The following is a 21,559-nucleotide window of genomic DNA, read 5'->3' as shown; positions in this document are numbered from 1 at the left end:
TAGTAATGAAAAGTAAATATGTAATACTCGCATCAGCATTATTGATTTCAGTAAGCACTTTTGCTCAAAAAGATCAAATAAAAGCAGCAGAGAAAGCATTGAAAAGCGGAAATTCAGCAGAGGCCAAGGGTATTTTGCAACAAGCCGAATCTTTAATTCCAAATGCTACTGATTCAGAAAAAGCCCAGTATTTCTTTGTTAAGGGAAATACTTTGTTAGACTTAGCAACAAAGAATATTGATGCGTCAAAAAATCAATCTGATGCAGCAAAAGCATATCAGGATTTGTTGGCCGTAGAAAAAGCTTCAGGAAAGTCTAAATACACCAGCCAAGCGCAAACAGCGATATCCGATATCAAAAACAAACTCTTAAATAGCGCTATTGAAGAAGGGACAAAAAAGAATTATTCAGAGGCAGCAAAAAAATTATATGCGGTTTATGAATTGGATAAAACCGATTTGGAAAAATTGTACTATGCTGCAAGTTATGCCGTAAATGGACAAGATTGGGATACAGCGTTAGCCTATTATTTAGAGTTAAAAAAACAGAATTATTCTGGCGAAGGCATGGCTTATTATGCCAAAAGTTTAGTTTCTGACAAAGAAGATTATTTTGGTACCAAAGCGGAGAGAGACAGAATGGTGAGTTTAAAATCTCATTCCAATCCAAGGGATGAAAAAATACCGTCCAAAAGAGGAGAGATATATAAAAACATCGCCCTAATTTTAGTGCAAAATGGTAAAACCGATGAGGCAAAAAAAGCACTTGCAGAAGCTCGAATTGCCAATCCAGATGATACTTCTTTAACTCTTACCGAAGCGGATCTTTATTTGAAATTGGAAGATTTTCCAACCTATAAACGATTAATATCAGAAGTTTTGGCAAAAAGCCCTAATGATGCTGATTTATTGTTCAATTTGGGTGTTATTTCCGCTAAAACGGATGTTGTTGAGGCCGAAAAGTATTACAAAAGATCAATTGAAATCAAACCAGATTATATTAATGCCTATCTTAATTTAGCCATTTTGAAGTTGGATGGAGAGAAAAAAATTATTACTGAAATGAACAAATTGGGTACTTCAGAAAAAGATACCAAAAGATATGAAGTATTAAAGAATCAAAGAGAAGCAATATTTTTAGCAACTTTACCTTATCTGGAAAAAGCGAATGAATTAGATTCTAAAAATGAAGATGTTGCAACCACTCTTTTAAACGTGTATGGAGCTTTAGAAATGACTGACAAAAAGATAGCATTGAAAGCTAAAATGGGAAAATAAATCTCATTTTAAAACATTAAAAAAAATCCTGATTGTAGTAAATACAATCAGGATTTTTTTTTTAAATGTTTAAACCTTAAGACTATTTGGTATCCTCACTTTTTGCCTTATCTCCATTTTTTCTATAGTAATACTGATTGTTATCATTATTTTGATACGTTGAATTGTCATTATCAAAATGGGTTTCATAAGAATCGCAATAACCATAATTGGACTTATAACCTTTAACATTTCCAAAAATATTTATGATTTGACCTCTTCGGTTGTAGATGATTTTTAACCCTCCAATCTGATTCAAAGCAAAACGGTTGTAAGACATATATACTGTGCCGATTCTTTTAATTCGGTTTTCATAATCATAATTCATAAATACATTTCCAATTCTCCGGATTCTACCCATAGCATCATGTTCAATGATGACACCACCGTTGATTGGTAATAAATTTGTTTGCACCCCGGGAGCACCAGTTGTAGTATTGATGGCACGTCGGTAATAAGAATCTTTGCCCGCACTTTGTTCACTATTAAAATCGAATTCACCGTTTGCGAAAACATAAAAGGTAATACCTCTTTCCGTAAATTCGATGGGCTCATTAAGGCTAAAATTAGTTTTCGTATTTCCACCAGAATAATTGATTATTTCTGATGCTTTGGCTGCATTTCCTAAAAGTAAAATGCCTGCTACTAAAAGAGTAAAATTTTTCATAATCAATAGTTTTTGAGTTTAAATGCTGAATCCGTTTCAGCAATATACTGTGTTATTTTCAACTAACGTGCCAAAATTTTACAGTACTAATTGTTTTTTGTGTTTTTTGATACTAAAATATTTTAAAATTATGAATATCAATGATTTGAAATATTCGAGAAATATATAATTTTTTTATTTGAACTTCATTTTGAGATTTAGATACAATTTAGAAACATCATGATGAAAAGTATCTGCATTGCCATTTTAAGCACCGTTCCTTTTTTTACAAATTGCTGTTAAGCCATGCGCAGGATTTTAAATTCTGTTGCATCAACCATTTTATAATTCATTTTTTTATCCAAAATTAATTCAATAATAAATAATGTAACAACATGTTTTATTGGTAAATACATGATTGTATTTTGAAATGTTTTCATCAAAATAAGTAGATTTTTCATTTAGAAGCTGTAACTTTAGGTAGTGTAAATTTAAAGAAGCAATATGATGAAATTTTATTAATCTTAATTTTTAGAGAATCATGAAAAAGTTACTATTAGGATTTTTAATCCTTGTTTGGGGGATAAATTACTCCAATGCACAAACTAAAGATTTTAGGGAATTTAATTGGGGAGACACTCTGAAAAAAGTAAAATCAGAAGAAAAAGTGAGATTTATTTCAAAAATAAAGGATAATGTACTAGAATGCTATGATATTCTTGGTAATACAAAGTATAGAGTTTTATTTGTTTTTAACGACGATAATAAGTTGGAAAGCGGGATTTATATTTTGACAAGAAGATACAGCAATGCACAACTCTATTTTCGGGATTACAACAAATTCTCAAAATTACTTACTGAAAAATATGGAAAGGCGACCAAAGACAAAGAAACTTGGACAGTAAATACTCCGTTAGATGAAAAAACAGATCGCGGACAGGCTATTGCAGACGGTATTCTTAACCTTTATAGTGTTTGGACTACGGATAGGTCTATCATAAAAATGACCTTGATTTCGATTGAAAATTATCCGAGTTTGCAAATTCATTATACCGCAAAATCATTGGATGAATTTGAAAATGAAGAAGATTTAAAAAGCATATTGAATAAACTGTAAACGAACAAATTCAGACTTAATTTTTCATAGCACTCTATTGAAATCCCTATTTTTTTAAATCATTGTTATGAAAAAAAGGACAATAATAATAGTCTTCGTTTTGGTTGTTTTAGCAACGGCGGCAGTCTATTATTTAATTGTACAGAAAAAAACACCGGAGATTTCTTTCATTACTTCAAGAGCAAGTTATGGGTTTATTGCAAAAAGCATAACCGCTACGGGAACCATTCAGCCCGTCGATACTGTTTCTGTGGGAGCTCAGGTTTCTGGCGTGATAAAAAACATATATGTAGATTTTAATGGAGAGGTGAAAAAGGGGCAACTGTTAGCGAAAATAGATCCCTCGAATATATTAGCACAAACCGAAGTGGCAAAAGCAAATCTTGCAACGGCAAATAGCAATCTGAATTTCCAGCAAAATAATTTTGACAGACAAAATAAATTATTCACTCTGGGTATCATCAGTAAAGCCGATTATCAGCTGGCCTTAAATCAATTTAATAGTGCTAAAGCAGCCGTGGATAATGCATTGGCCCAACTAAAAATTACGATTAAAAACCTTTCTTATACCAATATTTATTCTCCAATTAATGGCGTAATTCTCAATAGAAATGTAAGTGAAGGACAAACCATTGCTTCCAGTTTTAATGCACCAACGTTATTTGTAATTGCAAAAGATCTTACAAAAATGCAAGTCCGAGCCGCTGTAGACGAGGCAGATATAGGTGGAGTACAATCAGGTCAAAGAGTGACTTTTACAGTAGATGCTTTTCCAAATGATGTCTTTCAGGGAAAAGTCCAAAAAATTTTATTGCATCCATCAGTTTCTGCTAATGTAGTTACTTATAAAACATTAATTGATGTTGAAAATGAAGCAATGAAACTCAAACCCGGCATGACCGCCAGTATATACATTTATACGGAACAACATGATAAGGCTTTACTAATTGCGTCTAGAGCTTTAAATTTTAAACCAGATTCCATTTTATCGAGTCAATACACCATTATGAAAGCCGAAAAGAATGCTTTTACAAATAAAAATAAGCAAAACGGTTATGAAAACACAGCAAATCAAAGTGCATTTGTGTGGATAAAAGCAGGAGAAACATTAAAGGAAAAGAGAATCACAATTGGGATAAATGACGATACCAATGTATATGTCATGAAAGGGTTATCCTTAAATGAAGAAGTAATTTCAAATGTGATAGAGGGGAATGAAATTAATGCTGACAATGCACAACGAAGTCCTTTTATGCCTAAAATGCAAAGAAGGCCTTCTGGTACTTCAAGGAATTAAAGACTATGACAATGGATTCAATTCTTGTAGAAATAAAGAATCTGAGTAGAGAATTCAAGATGGGAGATGAAACTGTAAGAGCATTAAACGATATCAGTTTTACAATAAAATCAGGTGAATTCATAACGATAATGGGCAGCAGCGGTTCAGGGAAAACTACTTTGCTGAATATATTGGGTTGCCTTGATAAACCAACTTCTGGAGCGTATTTCCTCGACAGAATTAATGTGGGGGCGCTATCAAAAAATGAATTGGCAAAACTTCGAAACAAAAAATTGGGGTTCATTTTTCAATCCTATAATCTATTGGCGCGAACGACGGCCTTAGAAAATGTTGAATTACCGTTATTGTATAATTCTGAAATTTCTTCTAAGGAACGCAGGGAAAAAGCCATGAATGCACTGGAGGCCGTCAATTTGAGTGACCGAATTCACTATTTGCCCAATCAATTATCTGGTGGCCAGCAACAACGGGTAGCTATTGCAAGAGCTTTAGTTAATGACCCCATAGTGATTCTCGCTGACGAAGCAACAGGAAATCTGGATTCCAGAACTTCATATGGCATTATGATGTTAATGCAGGAACTTAATGCGGTTCATGGGAAAACAATTGTATTTATTACTCATGAACCCGATATCGCTTCGTTCAGTAAAAGAACCATTTTACTTAGAGACGGCAAGGTCATAAACGATACAATTAACGATAGGATACGCAGTGCAAAAACAGTTTTACAAAACATGCCTATTAATACCGAATTAGCATCAATACTAAAATGAAAATAAGTAATCTTTTACGAATCGCTTGGAAGGCCATTCAACGCAATTCAATGCGTGCCTTTCTCACCATGTTAGGCATTATTATTGGTGTGGCGGCAGTGATTGCTATGATTTCCATTGGTCAAGGTTCTAAGCAAAGTATTCAAAGCCAAATTTCAGGCATGGGAAGTAACATGATCACCATCAGACCCAGCAGTAATGTAATGGGCGGTCCCAGAATGGATAACACTAGCGTACAAACATTGACCGAACAGGACCTAATTGCCTTGCAAAAACAAATGGTATTTATCAATGCATTATCACCATCGGTATTTTCTAGAGGTCAGGTTATTAATGGTCCTTACAATTGGTCTACAACCATGCAGGGCGTGAATCCGGAATATTTCACCATACGGGGTTGGGCTTTGAAGGATGGAGTTCTGTTTACTAAACAAGATGTAAAATTGGCGGCTAAAGTTTGTTTAATAGGACAAACAGTACAGCATAATCTCTTTTCTGATGGGGAAGATGGTATTGGGAAAAGCATTCGATTCAAAAAAATACCCTTTAAAATAATTGGGGTTATGAGTAAAAAAGGGGAGAACGCTTTCGGACAAGATCAGGATGATGTAATTCTAGCTCCAATTAGTACGGTGCAAAAACGCATTCTATCCACCATTTATTATCAAACTATTTTTGCTTCGGCTGTAAATGAAAATGCCATTGAAAATGCCGCCACAGAAATCCAGCAGATATTGAGAACGAGCCATAAGTTACAAAAAGGAACCGACGATGATTTTACCGTACGAACGCAAGCCGAATTGATCAATACTTTTTCTGCTACAAGTCGTACATTAACCATTTTACTCACTGTTATTGCCGGAATTTCGTTAATCGTTGGCGGTATTGGCATTATGAATATCATGTATGTTTCAGTTACCGAGCGTACCAAGGAAATTGGGCTGCGAATGTCTCTGGGAGCTAGGGGAATAGATATATTGCTGCAATTTTTAATAGAAGCGGTCATGATTAGCATAACGGGTGGGATAATTGGCGTTGTATTAGGGATTACCGCCACTAAACTGGTAACCTATTTCATGCATTGGCCCACTTTAATAACCCAGTCGTCAATACTAGTTTCCTTTTTGGTTTGTTTTGTTACGGGGGTATTTTTCGGGTATTATCCAGCTCTAAAGGCATCTAAACTTAATCCTATAGAAGCCTTGCGCTATGAATAAATATTTACAGGGAAAAAATTACGGAGCTTAGTCGATTTTACTTTTTCAATTGGAGACATTTTACGGTAAAATAGCGTCTGGATTATGGATGCTATTCCCCGTTTTTAGGATTCAGAACTCGATAGCGCGGATTTAAAGTGTAATTCCACGCTATCATTCACGAGAATGTTTTGTCATATCCGAGCCATCGGGGATGTTTATCCATAATAATAGCGATATTTTTAAATGATAGCTTTATGATGTTAAACAGTATCTTTAAGATGTCAAACAGTATTTTTAAGATGTCAAGTAGTATCATTATGATGTTAAACAGTATCTTAATGATGTCAAGTAGTATCATTATGATGTTATACAGTATCTTATTGATGTCAAACAGTATCTTATTGATGTCAAATAGTGTATTTATGATATCAAACAGTATCATTATGATGTCAAAAAGTATCTTAATGATATTAAACAGTATTTTTATGATGTCAAACAGTATCTTAATGATATTAAACTGTGTCTTTATAATATAAAACAGTTTTTTAATGATGTTAAACTGTGTCTTTATAATATAAAACAGTATTTTAATGATGTTAAACAGTGTCTTTATGCTGTTAAATTGTATTTTTTATTCAGTTCACAATATTGGGATTTTCGTTTGCATCAACCTATCAAAAAGGGGTAAAAGGCAGGTATCAGTTAACCGTAGGGGACAAAGCTTGGGCAAAACTCAAGCAAAGTCTAAAAGAAGTGACGCGCAAAACCGCACCCAAAAGGTTCGAGGAACGCATCCGAAAAATCAACGACCCGAGCCTGAAAGGCGAACTGGCGAAGCAAATTCAACGAGGATGGTTAAACTATTTTCGGGGGACGAGTATTCAAGGAAAGTTACGAGATCTTGACGGATGGTTGCGCAATAGACTGCGCTATTGCATCTGGACGGATTGGAAGAAACCCGAGCGAAAAAGGAAAAACCTAATGCGACTAGGGATCGATAAAGACCATGCTTATGCTTGGAGCAGAACCAGAAAAGGAGGCTGGCGCATTGCCCAACTGCTAAGCATATCACGAAAACCAAAATTTAAATAAAAACTTGAGTAAAGTCCGATTCTAACCACTACAATTACCCTACTGCGGCTCAAGAAGAAAGGCTATCAATCGATGTTGGAAATTTACATGGAACTCAACCCATCACTTTGCGAACCGTCCCGCTATGGGCGGGATGGTGTGAGAGGCGCAGTCCGTCAGTTTCTGGCGGACCCGTCTACTCGATTAGCCGTTCGGTTTTATTTTAGCTGAACTTTTTTGGATTTAGTTTAATATAAATCTTTGAGATATTGTATTGTTTTTACCAATTAATGACACAAAATATATTCCTTTTGAATAATTACTCATATCTAATGATACGCTTTTAAAATTTAAATATTGAGAGAAAAGCTTTTTACCCCTAATGTCAGTAATTACTATTTGAGAAAATAAATACAGCATGTTTGTAAGTTCAATATTAAGTATTTTATGAGTTGGATTTGGGTATATCTTCATATTCAGTGTTGATAAATTATTGTCTTCAACATTAAGTGGAGGTAGTGTTATTTTTCTAATTCTATAATTATTTGCATCCGTTACGTACAAAGTGCCATATTGGTCAGTAACAAGAGCTTCTGCAAGGTTGAATTTTGCTGTATTTCCAAATCCATCAGCGAATCCTTGACTAGAACCAGCCACGGTACTGACGATTCCATTAGGGGAAATTTTTCTTATTTTATAGTTGAATCTATCTCCTACATATATGTTTCCGTCTAAATCTACTGTAAGACCAATAGGTTGGAAAAATTGGGAGGTACTTGCTAAACCGTCTTGATACCCCAAAGTTGAGCCAGCAACAGTACTTACTGTCCCATCAATAGTCATTTTCCTAATTTTATAGTTACCATTATCAGCAATATAAAGTACACCATGTGTGTCCAAAAAAATATTAAAAGGATAATAAAATTTCGCTGCAGTTCCAATACCATCAGCATATCCTTCTGTAGAACCTGCTATTGTTGTAACTTGTCCATTTAAAGCAATTTTTTTAATCTTTTGGTTATAGCCGTCACAGACATAAACATTTCCAGATTTATCAACTGTTACACTATTTGGACTCTGAAAATGGACTTGACTACCAATACCATCAGAGTCACCAACCGTAGAACCAGCATAAGTGCTTACAACTCCGTCGGGCGTTATTTTCCGTATTCTATTATTGCTAGTATCAGCAATAAATATATTCCCATTAGAATCTAAAGCTATTCCAATAGGATTGTAAAATTGTGCAGATGTTCCAATTCCGTCAGCATAGCCTTGTGTAGAACCGGCAATGGTTGTTACAATACCACTTTGGGTTACTTTTCTAATTCGGTTATTTTGTGTGTCACAAAAATATAAATTGCCACCGGCATCTATAGCAATTCCTCTTGGAGCATTTAAACTAGCTTGACTTCCTGTTCCATCAGCATAACCCTGAATTGAGCCAGCTAAAGTACTTACCTGCTGTGCTTGTGTTGTCAGGTTAAAAAGAATTGTAATTAAAAAGAATTTTTTCATTAATGTTGTCTTTATGAGCAATATTTGTCTAAACTGACGGCCAACTCGTCAATAGGTCTGACGAAATCATCCCAATCCACCCAAATCTAGGCGGCTTTGTCTGACAAACGTCATTCTTAATTCATTTCGCTAATATAAGATTTTTACTCCTAAATTATCAACGGGTTTTTATTAAAAACGGCGTCTGATGTTGGATGCCATATTAGTGCATCGCATCGGCAGGATTTATTTTTGATTTTCCCTTTTTAACAAAAAGGATAATTGGAATACAGCACAAAAACAGAATTCCGAGGTACAGAAAAATATCCATATAAGATAAAATGGTACTTTGTTTCATGACCGAATAATCTAAAATTTGATATGCCTTACCTAAGGCTTCATTGCTGCTAAAACCTTTAGCCATGAAGCCTCGTTGCAATTGTTCTACTCGTTGTTGCACTTCTATTTTTGAAGGGTCTAAATTAGCAATTAAATTTACGCGATGTACCTGACTGAATCGGGTAATGGAGGTTGTAATAATGGCAATTCCAAAAGAACCTCCCAATTGGCGCATCATCCCTGTAAAAGCCGCACCTTCGCCAATATGCTTTCCCTTTAATGTAGATAAAGACATGGTTGTAATAGGAACGAAAAGAAGGCCTAAACCTATTCCTCTTAAAATTAATGCCCAATACATATTTTCGACTCCAGTATCAGGAGTGATTACATTATGCATCCAAAGGGTAAAACAAAAGAATATGAAAAAACCAATAGCTACCATATAGCTTTGGGGAACTCCTTTTTGAATTAACATACCAATTATTGGCATCATGAAAGCGGTAGTGATGGAACCTGGAATTAGCAGTAAACCGGCATCCGTGGCAGTCCATCCTAAAACAGATTGGGTGTAAATTGGAATTATTAAAGTGGAGCCATACAAGCCGAATCCTAGGATGAAACACATGACAATTCCAACCCGTAAGTTCCCGTCTTTCAGTACGCCTAAGTTTACAATGGGGTATTTATACGTCAATTCCCGCCAAACAAATAATAAAAAACCGACTACGGATACTACGCTTAAAAATACAATTAAATCATCATTAAACCAGTCGTCTTGCTGACCGTGTTCTAACACAAATTGCAAGGAACCTATAAATGAAGCCAAAAATACAATACCCCACCAATCGACTTGGTTCGATTTTAATTTTTCGCCATATTTTGGGCTTTTTACAAATGTTAGCGTGAGCATGGTAGCAATTATCCCAATAGGGATGTTGATATAAAAAATATAAGGCCAAGAAAAATGATCTACTAAATATCCTCCCAAGGGTGGCCCTAATGTAGGGCCAACAATGACTCCCATACCGTAAATTGCTTGAGCCATTCCTCGCTTTGCAACAGGATAGCTTTCGGTTATAATAGTTTGAGCAGTAACCAATAAGGCGCCTCCGCCTAAACCTTGAATGAATCTAAAAGCGACTAATTCCCAAATATTTGTGGCATTTCCGCAGAGAAAAGATGAGACGGTAAAAATGATAATAGATACGGCAAAATAATTCCGTCTACCAAATTGTTGTGAAAGCCAACTTGTCATTGGAATAACAATTACATTCGCAATTGCATAAGCGGTGATAACCCACGCCACATCTGTTAGGGTAGCTCCAAGACTTCCCCTCATATTAGTTAAGGCAACATTTACAATAGTGGTATCAACAATTTCCAACAGGGCACAAAGTACTGCGGTAATCGTGATAATAATACGTCTAAAACCGTATTCAACTAAGTCATCTTCTCCTGTTACTGTAGTCATTATAAACGAATTATTTTAAATGTACGTCAACATCAACATTCATTCCCGGACGCAGTAATTTTATTTTTTCAGCATCATTATCAGTATTCAGCGTAATTTTTACGGGCAGTCTCTGAATTGTTTTTACAAAGTTTCCTGTTGCATTATCGGGTGGAAGTAATGAGAATCTAGCTCCGGTTGCAGGAGAAAAAGAAGTGATTGTTCCTTCAAAATCAGTATCGGGATAGGCATCCACTTTTATGGAAACTTTTTGTCCAATAACCATTTTATCGAGTTGGGTTTCCTTGAAATTAGCAATGACCCAAGCTTCCGCATTGTTGATTATATAAAATAAAGATTGTCCAGGTTGAACCAATTGCCCTGGTTGGATGCTTATTTTAGAAACCTGACCGTCAATAGACGCAGTAACAACCGTATAATCTAAATTCAGTTTTGCAGCATCCAACATGGCTTGAGCTCGTTTGATATTGGCGGCAGCCACCTCGGTTTGTTTACTGGAAACATTTGATTTTGCTACAATAACCGATTTTTGATAAGCACTTGCTTTTTGTTGATTTTGCAAAATTCGCAACTGACTTTCGGCTTCTTGTTTGGCGGCTAAAGCCTGCTCAAATTGTTGTTTTGTAATAGAATGGTTTTTATACAAATTGTTATAACGTTCAAAATCACTGGTAGCACGACCCAATCTAATTTTTGCGGTTTCGATATTTCCTCCTGCTGATTGCACGTTTGCATCAGAAACCGCAATATTTGCTGAAACACTTTCAATATCAGCTTTTGATGCTGCAAAATTGCCTTCTGAAGCGATTAATGCGGCTTTGGCGTCTTCTACTTTTACTAAATAATCCTTATTGTCAATGGTAAAAAGCGTATCGCCTTTTTTTACAAAATCATTGTCTTTTACATACACCTTTGTTATATACCCCGTAAGTCGAGGAATAATTGGATTCATGTTTTTTTCAATTTGTGCATCATCAGTAGTTTCATGCGAAAGCGAATGCACATATTTATAAATTCCGTAAGTTCCTCCTAAAAGAATTAAAACAGCGAATATTAGAATGAATTTTTTGTTTGTTTTTTTATTGCTCATGGTAAATGAATATTAGTTTTTTGAGAGATTGAAAGAAGAAGTTAATCCGCCGGAAGCCGAAAGCATTTCGTAATATTTAAGCATAATGTTCGCTCTGGAATAGGCATAATTTATTTTGGAGTTTAATTGTTCTACATCGGCATCCAATAAGTCAGTCGTATTCGAAAGTCCATTGTCGTATTTGTCTTTCACAATTCTGTAATTTTCGGTTGCCTGGCCAATGGCTTGCTCGTAAACCAAATTTTGTTTTAGCGCTAAATTGTAATTCTCTATCGACTGTTGCACTTGAATTTTAATGTTTTCTGATAAAATGGCTTCGGATTGTTGGGTTTCCAAAGCTTTATTTTTGGCAATTTTCACTTCTTTCCCGTTTTTGAAAATGGAACTTAAATTATAAGACACTCCTAATCCAACATTCATTGCGTTTTGTACCGTAACCACATTCTGTAAGTTTAAGGTTGTGTAACCGCCAACTAGAGCAATGGAAGGGAAATAGGCACTTTTAGCAATTTTCACATTGCTTTCATTTGCACTTTGAATGAAGTGTATGGCTTCCAAATCTTTTCTGTTTTTCAATCCTACCTCTTCACTTTTGAGGACATTTATCGGCTGATTGTTGTCAAATTGATGCTCATCGATATAGATTTTATAATCGTCTGAAAGTTTCAAAAGCGTAACCAGATAATAGTTGATTATTGATACATTTTTGTAAGCTTCGTCTAATGACAACTGCACTTTTGATTGTTGCAGTTGGGCTTTAAGTAAATCGTTTCGGGCAATAATTCCGTTTTGTTCTAATGCTTCAAAATCTTTTGCACGTTGCTCGGCACTTTTTAGATTTTCTTTAATTAAACCAACGGCTTTTTGGGCACGATAGAGATTGGCATAATATTCGACCACTTTCATAGCAATTTCTTCTTTAGTTTGAACCGATTTCGCCATTTCTGCCTGATACAAATATTCGGAGGCTTTGATACTATTTTGTAATTTAAAACCAGAAAATAAAGGCAGACTGACATTGGCTTGTCCCAGAATCAATTGATTTACTTTTGGCGCAGCACCAGAATTTCCGCTATTGGGATTGGTATTTATTTTTAAATCTACAGAAGCATTGGTCAATCGCATGTATTGCCCTGAAACTTTAAGATCCGGGTACCGATTGTTTTTCATGGACTGCACTTCCAATTTTTTGGTTTCCACTTTAGTGTTGGCCAATAGGGCTTCGTTACTATTGTTTATGGCTAAATCAACGGCTTCTTTAAGATTAAGCTTGGTTGCGTCCTTTAAATTCTTCTTGTCTGTTTCCTGAGAATAAATAGCCGAAACTCCCGTAAACAAAAACAATAAGAGTAGTTTGTTAATTTGCATATACTATTAATGATTTGATGGTCTGTTGAATGTGTTTTGTTAAATCGTTTTTAATGTAATGGTTGTATTGCTCTTCCGTATTCAAATCTAAAATTTCCTTGAAAAAAGGCTTGTTGCTATGAAAATGGAAATAAGTACCAAGAATAGTAGGGGTAAGCAACGGAATATTAATGTCTTTTTTAAAAATATCCTGATCTTGTCCTTCTTCAATAATTTTTTTTAGGGATAGCAAATTTCCCTTTTTAATATCTGTGAAAGCTTTCAAATCCATGGCTCTTTTATTAGAAGAAATCTCGAAGTGCAAAATTTGATACAAGTCTCTGTTTTGGTCAATTCTTTCGATATACAATTCAATAAACCGATCCATTTTTTCTAACGGTTTCAAGTTTTCTTTAAATAAATTTTCCAGTTTCATTTTCAAATCACTGGTTCTAAAAAGAATCAGCCGTTCGAGCAATTTTTCTTTCGATCCAAAATAATAAGAAACCATGGCAATGTTAATCTTTGCTTCTTTTGAGATATTCCTGATGGAAGTGCCGTCAAATCCCTTCTCTGCAAATAACCTTTCGGCTACCTGAAGTATTTGAATTTGTTTGTCATTAAAATCATTCATAGGACTTATTTTAAAAGCAGGTACAAAATTAAACGTTTGTTTAAATTAAACATTTGTTTAATTATGGTTTAACATGAAATTAACAATATTAAGACTGAAAAGGGAATAAAAGTTTATAATATAATTTCTTAGAAATTTCCCTAAAATTGAATTCAGTTTGAAGATAAAAGTGAAAAAGCCCATTTGGGCTTTTTATATCGACTTGAAAGTGGTACTAAATAATAGCACTGACAAATTTACTAATGTTTCCAACTCCATTCTCAGTCAAATTTTTAATAAATGCACTACCAATAATAGCTCCTTTTGCAAATTGTGTTGCTTGGTTAAATGTGGTTTTATCGCTTATTCCGAAACCAATGATTTGAGGATTATTCAAATTCATATCGGCAATTCGTTTGAAATAGGCTTCTTGTGAACTTCCAAAGCCGGATTGTGAACCGGTAACACTTGCTGATGAAACCATATAAATAAATCCGTTCGAAACGCTGTCTATAAATTGAATTCGGTCATTGGAAGTTTGTGGAGTAATCAAAAACACATTGATTAATCCGTATTTCTCAAATGTAGTCTTATAATTTTCCGCATAAATAGCAACCGGTAAGTCGGGAATAATCAATCCGTCGACGCCAATTTCAGAGCATTTCTTGCAAAACTCTTCTATACCATATTGCAACATAGGGTTGAAATACCCCATAATGATTAAGGGTATTTTTACCGTTTCCCGAATGTTTTCCAATTGTTCAAAAAGCAATTTTGTGGTCATTCCGTTTTGTAAGGCTTGGGTCGAACTGGCTTGAATTGTTGGTCCGTCGGCTAAAGGATCACTAAAGGGCAACCCTATTTCAATCATATCCACACCACTTTTTTCTAAATCCTGAATGATTTGAACGGTATCATTCAAATTAGGATATCCTGCCGAAAAATAAATGGAAAGTAATTTTTTGTCTTCCTGTAATTTTTGATTTATTCTGTTCATAATTCTATTTTTAATCAGATTTAGAATCTGTTTTTTATCTTGTGTATTTACTTATATTTTAGCGCTATAAACCCATACAATTTCATTAGAATGCAATTCTACCTGAATGCGTTTATAGTGTATTCCTTCATAAGTATCGGCTAATTGTAATTCTTTTAGGCTTATTTCATATAGAATTCCGCTGATACTGTCCTTTGGATTTTGGGTTGCTGTAATGATAGGATATTGAGCTATTCCAAATTCTTCTTCAATATGTATTTCCTGTATGGCATACCCAATTAATTTGTCGGGAATTCCTGTTAGAATTCGTCCAAAAATAGTTTCTTGGATATCTTTATCTTTTAAAGTTCCGTAAGCAAATAATTTTTCCATTTCCCAATTGTTATATTAATGTTTCTTGTTTTGTGCGTTAGGGATAGCAGCGGTATCCCACGTTATTGCGAGGTACGAAGCAATTTCGTGGATATAGCGTATAGCCCGACCCTTGTGGGAACGCCCACCCGAGCCTGCAAGGCGAATAGGCGAAGCACTTATAATTTAAAATAATCAATGTAAGTATTCAAATCTTTGTCTCCACGTCCAGAAAGATTAATAACGACAACATCTGTTGGTTTGAATTGTTTTTTATCTAAAATCGCAAAAGCATGTGCCGACTCTATAGCGGGAATTATCCCTTCTGTTTTTGATAATTTGATGCCCCAATCCATCGCTTCTGCATCAGTAATAGAGATGAATTCAGCGCGTTTGCTTTCAAATAAATGGGCATGCATTGGGCCAACTCCGGGATAATCCAATCCCGCAGAAATGGAATACGGTTCCGTAATTTGCCCATCCGGACTTTGCATTAAAAGGGTTTTACTTCCGTGAATAATCCCGATTTTCCCCAAAGCCGAAGTCGCTGCACTTTCGCCGGAATCCACACCTAATCCTGCCGCTTCCACGGCAATAATAGTCACGTCTTTTTCGTCCAGAAAATGATAGAAAGCTCCGGCGGCATTGCTTCCACCACCTACACAGGCCACAACATAATCTGGGTTTTCTCGTCCTTCTTTTTCCTGTAATTGTTGTTTAATTTCTTCCGAAATTATAGCCTGAAAACGCGCCACCATATCTGGATAAGGATGTGGTCCTACAACAGAGCCAATTATATAATAGGTGTTTTCAGGATTATTGATCCAATCCCTAATAGCTTCGTTTGTAGCATCTTTTAAGGTTTTTGAACCCGATGATGCAGGACGAACTTCGGCACCAAGCATTTTCATTCGCGCAACATTTGGAGCTTGGCGTTTAATATCGACTTCACCCATATAAACGATACATTCTAATCCCATCAGAGCACATACGGTGGCAGTTGCCACGCCGTGTTGACCAGCACCGGTTTCAGCAATAATTCTGGTTTTTCCCAATTTTTTTGCTACTAGAATTTGACCAATGGTATTGTTGACCTTGTGTGCACCGGTATGGCATAAATCCTCTCTTTTTAGGTATATTTTAGTGTTATATTCCTTAGACAAACGTTCTGCAAAATAGAGAGGAGTAGGGCGACCAACATAATCGACCAACAAACTCATAAATTCCTTTTTAAACGAAGGTTCGGCAGTTATTTTTAAATAATTTTGACGTAATTCTTCAACATTTGGATACAACATTTCAGGAATGTATGCACCTCCAAAATTGCCGTAAAATCCTTTTTCATCAACGTGATATGACATGATTTTTTATTTTATTTTGTTATCGTAAAGACGCACTGCAGTGTGTCTTTACATAGAGATGCACCGCAGTGCATCTTTACATAGTTTAGTGTTTTTTAATCCAGGTTCCATTTCAAATTTACTGTTTACATCAATTGCATGAATCGGTAAATTTATTTTTTTTATTTTTTCTAAATCCTCTAAACCAATTCCGCCACTTAGAAAAAAAGGTTTTGCTAAATTGTATTTTTCCAAAAGTTTCCAATTGAAAGTAACACCATTTCCACCGGGTAATTCCCCTTTGGTATCAAATAAAAAGTAATCGCAAACGGCTTCATATTCTTTTAAAACTTCAAAATTGAAATCGTCATTTACAGAAAAAACCTTAATGATTTTGATATCCAATTTTTTTAGATTCTGACAGAATTCCACCGATTCATTTCCGTGTAATTGAATCAAATTTAAATTGTATTTTTCAATTTTTGAAATGATTTCTTCTAAAGTGGCGTCAACAAAAACACCCACTTTTTGAATTGATTGTGGTAAATCAGGCATTGTCCCATCAAAAAAACGACTGGATTTTTCCCAGAAAATAAATCCCATATAATCGGGTAGGAGCGAACCTACTTCGATTATGTTTTCGGGATATTTCATACCACAGATTTTAATCCTCACCCCAGCCCTCTCCGAAGGAGAGGGAGCCGAGACTTCTTGATTATTTATTTTTTTTTCCATTTTAAGTTTTTGTACACAAATTAAATCTGTGATAAGAGGTCATTTATTTTTCGTTTAATTTATTGATAAATTCTTTGGCACTTTTGCCTGCGTTATCGGTTTTCATGAAGTTTTCACCAATCAAAAATCCTTTGTAACCGTATGGTTTTAATTCATTGATGGCTTCAATGGAAGAAATGCCACTTTCGGAAACTTTTACAAAATCATTCGGAATTTCTGATGCTAATTCTTTACTGAAATCTAAACTCACTTCAAAGGTTTTTAAGTTCCGATTGTTTACGCCAATCATATTTAAACTTGGCATAATTGATTTTTGCAATTCTTCCAAATTATGAACTTCGAGTAAAACTTCCAATCCTAATGATTCCGCAAATTCTGATAATTGTTTGATTTCTTCACGGGTTAGAACTGCTGCGATGAGCAAAATTAAATCGGCTCCATGTGCTTTGGCTTCAAGGATTTGGTATTCGTCAACAACGAATTCTTTTCGCAAAAGAGGTACATTAACCGAAGCTCTTGCTAAAAGTAAATCGTCTAAAGACCCCCCAAAATATTTTCCGTCAGTCAAAACTGAAATTCCGCAAACACCGGCACTTTCATACCCTTTCACGACTTCTTCAACCGTAAAACTGTAATTTATTTCCGCTTTTGATGGAGAACGACGTTTGTGTTCGGCAATAATTCCGGTTTGACTGCTTCTAAGTATTTTGCTTAAAGAAATCGTTCGGCTTCCAAAAAGTACGGAGTTCTCTAATTGGGAAACAGGAATAATCGATTTTTTAAGTTCGACTTCTCGTTTTTTATCAAAAATTATTTTATCTAAAATATTCATAATTAAATGCTTAAATATTTTAATTTATTCAAAGCATTTAATGCTTTCCCAGATAGTAAACTCTCTTTTGCCAACTCAAATCCTTGTATTGGCGTAAGATGATTTACGGTTGCAATTGCCATTCCTGCATTGGCACAAACTACATTATTTTGGGCTTCGGTTCCTTTTCCAGAAATGATATCAACAAACATTTGTGACGATTGTTCAATGGTTGTTCCACCTTGAATGGATTCTTGAGTTAATTGACTTACGCCAAAATCTTCCGGTTTCAACATGGCTTCAATTTTATTGGAAATTGTTTTGGTATTTCCTGTTAATGAAATTTCGTCATAGCCGTCTAAACTGTGTAAAATGGTAAAATTAATATCGGTATTTTGATACAAATAACTGTACATTCTCGCCAATTCCAAATTAAATACGCCTACCAATTGGTTTTTTGGAAAGGAAGGATTGATCATTGGACCCAACATATTGAAAAAAGTTTTTACGGCTAATTCTTTTCTGATTGGCGCTACATTTTTCATGGCTGGATGAAATAAAGGTGCATGCAGAATACAGATTCCGGCTTCGGCAATACATTTTTCAAGGAATCCATTGTCGCTACTGAATTTCACTCCCAAACTTTCCATCACGTTACTAGAACCTGAAATAGAGGAAACGCCATAATTTCCGTGTTTGGCCACTTTAATTCCAGCGCCTGCAGTCACGAAGGATGCTAGAGTGGAGATGTTAAACGTGTCTTTTCCGTCACCACCAGTTCCACACAAATCGATGGTATTGTAGGCCGATAAATCGATTGGAACACACAATTCTAATAGTGCTTCCCGGAAACCCGCCAATTCTTCGATGGTGATGTTTCGCATCATGTAAACCGTTAATAAACTGGCTATTTGACTAGAATTGTAATTTCCATTGGATATATTCACCAATATGTTTTTTGCTTCTTCTTTAGAAAGAATTTCGTGATTGATGAGTCTGTTTAATGTATTTTTCATTTTCCTCCCCCAGCCCCTCCGAAGGAGGGGAGAACCTATTGGGGTAAAATAGGTTTTAAATTATTTATTAAATTTATAGATTTAAAACCTCTCAGTTTAGCCCCTCCTTCGGAGGGGTTGGGGAGGATTTTACCCAATTTTCTAACATTTTCTTTCCGTCAGGAGTCAAAACACTTTCAGGATGAAACTGCACGCCTCGAACATCAAATTTTTTATGACGAATAGACATAATTTGACCGTTTTCATCTAAAGAAGTGATTTCTAAAGTTTCTGGAAACCCTTCTGGATTGATGACCCATGAATGATAACGACCTACTTCAATTTGTTTTTCCAAGCCTTCAAAAAGCTTTTCATCTCCCACAAGAATATTCACGTTGGTTGCAACCCCATGATATACTTTTTCTAGGTTTATAAGGCTTCCTCCAAAAACTTCGCCTATGGCTTGTTGGCCTAAACATACACCTAGGATACTTTTTGTAGGGGAATAGGTTTGGATTACTTCTTTTAATAAACCTGCTTCATCTGGAATTCCAGGACCGGGTGAAAGCAAAATTTTATCAAAATTTTTAACTTCATCAATGTCAAATTCATCGTTTCTATAAACGGTTACTTCACAGTTCAGGTCTTCTAAATAATGGACTAAATTGTATGTAAAGCTATCGTAATTGTCTATAACCAGTATTTTCATTTTGTTTTTGTTTTAAGGAAAACCCGTAAGTTGTCATTACTTATATTGTTTCTGCTATTTCTAATGCTTTATCTAAAGCGAATAATTTATTGTACACTTCCTGTAACTCGTTTTCTTCGCTTGAACTGGCAATGATTCCGGCACCAGCTTGGTAATGCAATTGATGATTTTTGCTTAAAAAAGTACGGATCATAATGGCATGATTAAAGTTTCCGCTAAAATCCATAAAGCCAATGGCTCCACCATAAAAGTTACGATTGGTTTTTTCGTATTTTTCAATCAATTGCATTGCTTTGTGTTTTGGGGCGCCTGATAAAGTTCCAGCAGGGAAAGTATCGGCAACGACTTGCATGGTGCTTGCGTTTTCGTGCAATTGGCCAGTAACTTTAGAAACCAAATGAATTACATGAGAGAAAAACTGTACCTCACGATATTTTTCTACTTGAACTTGGTTGGCATTCCTACTTAAATCATTTCTAGCTAAATCAACTAACATGACATGCTCTGAGTTTTCTTTTTGGTCTTCAGATAATTGTTTGGCAAGAATGGCGTCTTGCTCATCATTACCAGTTCGTCTGAAAGTTCCTGCTATGGGGTGAATTTCTGCTTTTCTGTTTTTTACGACCAATTGCGCTTCGGGGGAAGACCCCATGATTTTGAAATCGCCATAATCAAAAAAGAACAAATAGGGCGAAGGGTTAACACTTCTTAAAGCACGATATACATTGAATTCGTCTCCTTTAAACTTCTGTGTAAATCGACGGGAAAGCACTAACTGAAAGACATCTCCTCGGAAACAGTGTTTTTTGGCTAAAGCCACATTGTTTCTAAATTCGGCATCGGTTAAATTTGATTTTTTTTCTTCCGTTCTAGAAAAAGAATAGGAGGCAAAGTTTTTAGTTTGAAGCAATTGTTCGATGGATTCAATGTTGTTTTCATCATGCAGGGAGTGGCAGAAAATAAAAGCTTCATTTTTGAAATGATTAATCGCAATGATGTTTTGATATACGGCATAATAGATATCGGGAATCTGCAAATCATCTGCTTTTTTTTCGATAGCTACTTTTTCGAAATAACGCACCGCATCATAAGAAATATAACCGAACAGTCCGTTATTGATGAACTTGAAATCATTGCTTTCGGATTCAAATTGCGAGGCAAATTCTTGGATGATATTTGGAACATCAACTTGATTGCTGATAGTGATTTTTTCAGAAATTCCATCAGGAAATGATTTAGTGATAATCCCATTTTCAACTTTTATAGAAGCTATAGGATTACAACATATATAAGAAAAACTATTGTCGTTGGCATGATAATCACTACTTTCCAGTAACAAACTATTCGGAAATTTATCGCGAATTTTAAGATAAACACTTACTGGGGTTATGGTGTCGGCAAGTATTTGTTTGTATTGAGTTTTGAATTTATAGATTTTCATTGTATTTGTTGTTTTTTTGAAAAGCATTTCTGCTATTTTTCATTACTATTTTATAAAAAAGGGCTTGTCGTGATTGACAAGCCCTTTTGATATTTTTGTTTAAATATATTCAATAGTAGACTATTTCACGACGTTTGACGCAAACTGCTCCACCACCAAGAATTATTTAATATTGTGTTCATGTATTAATTTTGAGTGACAAATGTAAAAATGATTTTTAACTTTTCAAATAATATTTTGTTTTTTTTCTAATTTTAAACAAATAATAAAAAAATAGTGATATTTATTTTAATTGTCCGTATTTATCCATAATTTATTAAAAGCAACCCGTTGGGTGTAATTATTTGAAGTAGAAAATATTGGCTAGATATTGGTCAAGATACTGAAATTCAGTATCTTGA

General features: G+C 35.0%; 21 protein-coding genes. 6 read left to right on the top strand and 15 right to left on the bottom strand.

Going from position 1 to position 21,559, the window contains the following annotated elements; all coding sequences use genetic code 11:
• The first annotated feature begins 5 nt into the window (after positions 1–5).
• A complete protein-coding gene (locus tag DB895_RS11370; RefSeq protein WP_116725487.1) occupies positions 6–1,277 on the top strand; it encodes a tetratricopeptide repeat protein in 1,272 nt (423 codons plus the stop codon).
• 82 nt (positions 1,278–1,359) lie between these two features.
• Here the strand turns inward: DB895_RS11370 and DB895_RS11365 are convergent, their stop codons facing one another.
• Both DB895_RS11365 and DB895_RS14300 read right to left on the bottom strand, forming a co-directional pair.
• The gene (locus DB895_RS11365; RefSeq protein WP_116725486.1) at positions 1,360–1,983 is read right to left on the bottom strand and encodes a hypothetical protein; all 624 of its coding nucleotides are present in this window, start codon (positions 1,981–1,983) and stop codon (positions 1,360–1,362) included.
• Between the two features lie 278 nt (positions 1,984–2,261).
• A complete protein-coding gene (locus DB895_RS14300; protein WP_166426968.1) occupies positions 2,262–2,423 on the bottom strand; it encodes a hypothetical protein in 162 nt (53 codons plus the stop codon).
• An 80-nt stretch (positions 2,424–2,503) separates the two neighbouring features.
• Here DB895_RS14300 and DB895_RS11360 point away from each other — a divergent pair, with 80 nt between their 5' ends.
• From DB895_RS11360 to DB895_RS11335, 5 genes are all read left to right on the top strand, one after another.
• Positions 2,504–3,079 (top strand): hypothetical protein, encoded by a 576-nt coding sequence (locus DB895_RS11360; RefSeq protein ID WP_116725485.1) that lies wholly within the window; start codon positions 2,504–2,506, stop codon positions 3,077–3,079.
• Between the two features lie 67 nt (positions 3,080–3,146).
• The gene (locus DB895_RS11355) at positions 3,147–4,376 is read left to right on the top strand and encodes an efflux RND transporter periplasmic adaptor subunit (RefSeq protein WP_116725484.1); all 1,230 of its coding nucleotides are present in this window, start codon (positions 3,147–3,149) and stop codon (positions 4,374–4,376) included.
• 11 nt (positions 4,377–4,387) lie between these two features.
• Positions 4,388–5,152, top strand: coding sequence for an ABC transporter ATP-binding protein (locus DB895_RS11350; RefSeq protein WP_116725483.1), 765 nt, complete (start codon positions 4,388–4,390; stop codon positions 5,150–5,152).
• Positions 5,149–6,369, top strand: coding sequence for an ABC transporter permease (locus tag DB895_RS11345; RefSeq protein ID WP_116725482.1), 1,221 nt, complete (start codon positions 5,149–5,151; stop codon positions 6,367–6,369). The genes DB895_RS11350 and DB895_RS11345 overlap by 4 nt, the downstream gene beginning before the upstream one ends.
• A 630-nt stretch (positions 6,370–6,999) precedes the next feature.
• Entirely contained in the window at positions 7,000–7,443 is a 444-nt protein-coding gene (locus tag DB895_RS11335; RefSeq protein ID WP_394336332.1) for a group II intron maturase-specific domain-containing protein, read from the top strand.
• 222 nt (positions 7,444–7,665) lie between these two features.
• Here the strand turns inward: DB895_RS11335 and DB895_RS11330 are convergent, their stop codons facing one another.
• The 13 genes from DB895_RS11330 to DB895_RS11270 all read right to left on the bottom strand — a co-directional run bounded on the left by DB895_RS11330 (position 7,666) and on the right by DB895_RS11270 (position 21,158).
• Positions 7,666–8,940 carry an NHL domain-containing protein gene (locus DB895_RS11330; RefSeq protein WP_116725480.1) on the bottom strand — a complete coding sequence of 425 codons (1,275 nt, stop codon included), beginning with the start codon at positions 8,938–8,940 and terminating at the stop codon, positions 7,666–7,668.
• Between the two features lie 202 nt (positions 8,941–9,142).
• Positions 9,143–10,729: an MDR family MFS transporter gene (locus DB895_RS11325; protein WP_116725479.1), complete on the bottom strand. Its 1,587-nt coding sequence runs from the start codon at positions 10,727–10,729 to the stop codon at positions 9,143–9,145.
• A 10-nt stretch (positions 10,730–10,739) separates the two neighbouring features.
• Positions 10,740–11,819 (bottom strand): HlyD family secretion protein, encoded by a 1,080-nt coding sequence (locus DB895_RS11320; protein ID WP_116725478.1) that lies wholly within the window; start codon positions 11,817–11,819, stop codon positions 10,740–10,742.
• 12 nt (positions 11,820–11,831) lie between these two features.
• Positions 11,832–13,187 carry a TolC family protein gene (locus tag DB895_RS11315; protein ID WP_116725477.1) on the bottom strand — a complete coding sequence of 452 codons (1,356 nt, stop codon included), beginning with the start codon at positions 13,185–13,187 and terminating at the stop codon, positions 11,832–11,834.
• Complete coding sequence (locus DB895_RS11310; protein WP_116725476.1) at positions 13,177–13,800, bottom strand: TetR/AcrR family transcriptional regulator; 624 nt, start codon at positions 13,798–13,800, stop codon at positions 13,177–13,179. Before DB895_RS11310 ends, DB895_RS11315 begins: the two co-directional genes overlap by 11 nt.
• Before the next feature lie 214 nt (positions 13,801–14,014).
• On the bottom strand, positions 14,015–14,776 hold the full coding sequence (gene trpA / locus DB895_RS11305) for a tryptophan synthase subunit alpha (RefSeq protein ID WP_116725475.1): 762 nt from the start codon (positions 14,774–14,776) through the stop codon (positions 14,015–14,017).
• Positions 14,777–14,827: 51 nt separating this feature from the next.
• Complete coding sequence (locus tag DB895_RS11300; RefSeq protein ID WP_116725474.1) at positions 14,828–15,148, bottom strand: gamma-glutamylcyclotransferase family protein; 321 nt, start codon at positions 15,146–15,148, stop codon at positions 14,828–14,830.
• 158 nt (positions 15,149–15,306) lie between these two features.
• On the bottom strand, positions 15,307–16,488 hold the full coding sequence (gene trpB / locus DB895_RS11295) for a tryptophan synthase subunit beta (protein ID WP_116725473.1): 1,182 nt from the start codon (positions 16,486–16,488) through the stop codon (positions 15,307–15,309).
• Between the two features lie 48 nt (positions 16,489–16,536).
• Positions 16,537–17,142, bottom strand: a complete 606-nt coding sequence (locus tag DB895_RS11290; RefSeq protein WP_116725538.1) for a phosphoribosylanthranilate isomerase — start codon at positions 17,140–17,142, stop codon at positions 16,537–16,539.
• A 103-nt stretch (positions 17,143–17,245) separates the two neighbouring features.
• Positions 17,246–18,034 (bottom strand): indole-3-glycerol phosphate synthase TrpC, encoded by a 789-nt coding sequence (gene trpC / locus DB895_RS11285; RefSeq protein WP_116725472.1) that lies wholly within the window; start codon positions 18,032–18,034, stop codon positions 17,246–17,248.
• A gap of 2 nt (positions 18,035–18,036) precedes the next feature.
• Positions 18,037–19,029, bottom strand: a complete 993-nt coding sequence (trpD, locus tag DB895_RS11280; RefSeq protein WP_116725471.1) for an anthranilate phosphoribosyltransferase — start codon at positions 19,027–19,029, stop codon at positions 18,037–18,039.
• Positions 19,030–19,120: 91 nt separating this feature from the next.
• Complete coding sequence (locus tag DB895_RS11275; RefSeq protein WP_116725470.1) at positions 19,121–19,717, bottom strand: anthranilate synthase component II; 597 nt, start codon at positions 19,715–19,717, stop codon at positions 19,121–19,123.
• Positions 19,718–19,757: 40 nt separating this feature from the next.
• Positions 19,758–21,158 carry an anthranilate synthase component I family protein gene (locus DB895_RS11270; RefSeq protein WP_116725537.1) on the bottom strand — a complete coding sequence of 467 codons (1,401 nt, stop codon included), beginning with the start codon at positions 21,156–21,158 and terminating at the stop codon, positions 19,758–19,760.
• Positions 21,159–21,559: the final 401 nt, after the last annotated feature.

The organism is Flavobacterium psychrotolerans (assembly GCF_003097635.1).
Lineage (GTDB): Bacteria > Bacteroidota > Bacteroidia > Flavobacteriales > Flavobacteriaceae > Flavobacterium > Flavobacterium psychrotolerans.
This window is presented reverse-complemented; position numbering and strand designations above follow the sequence as displayed.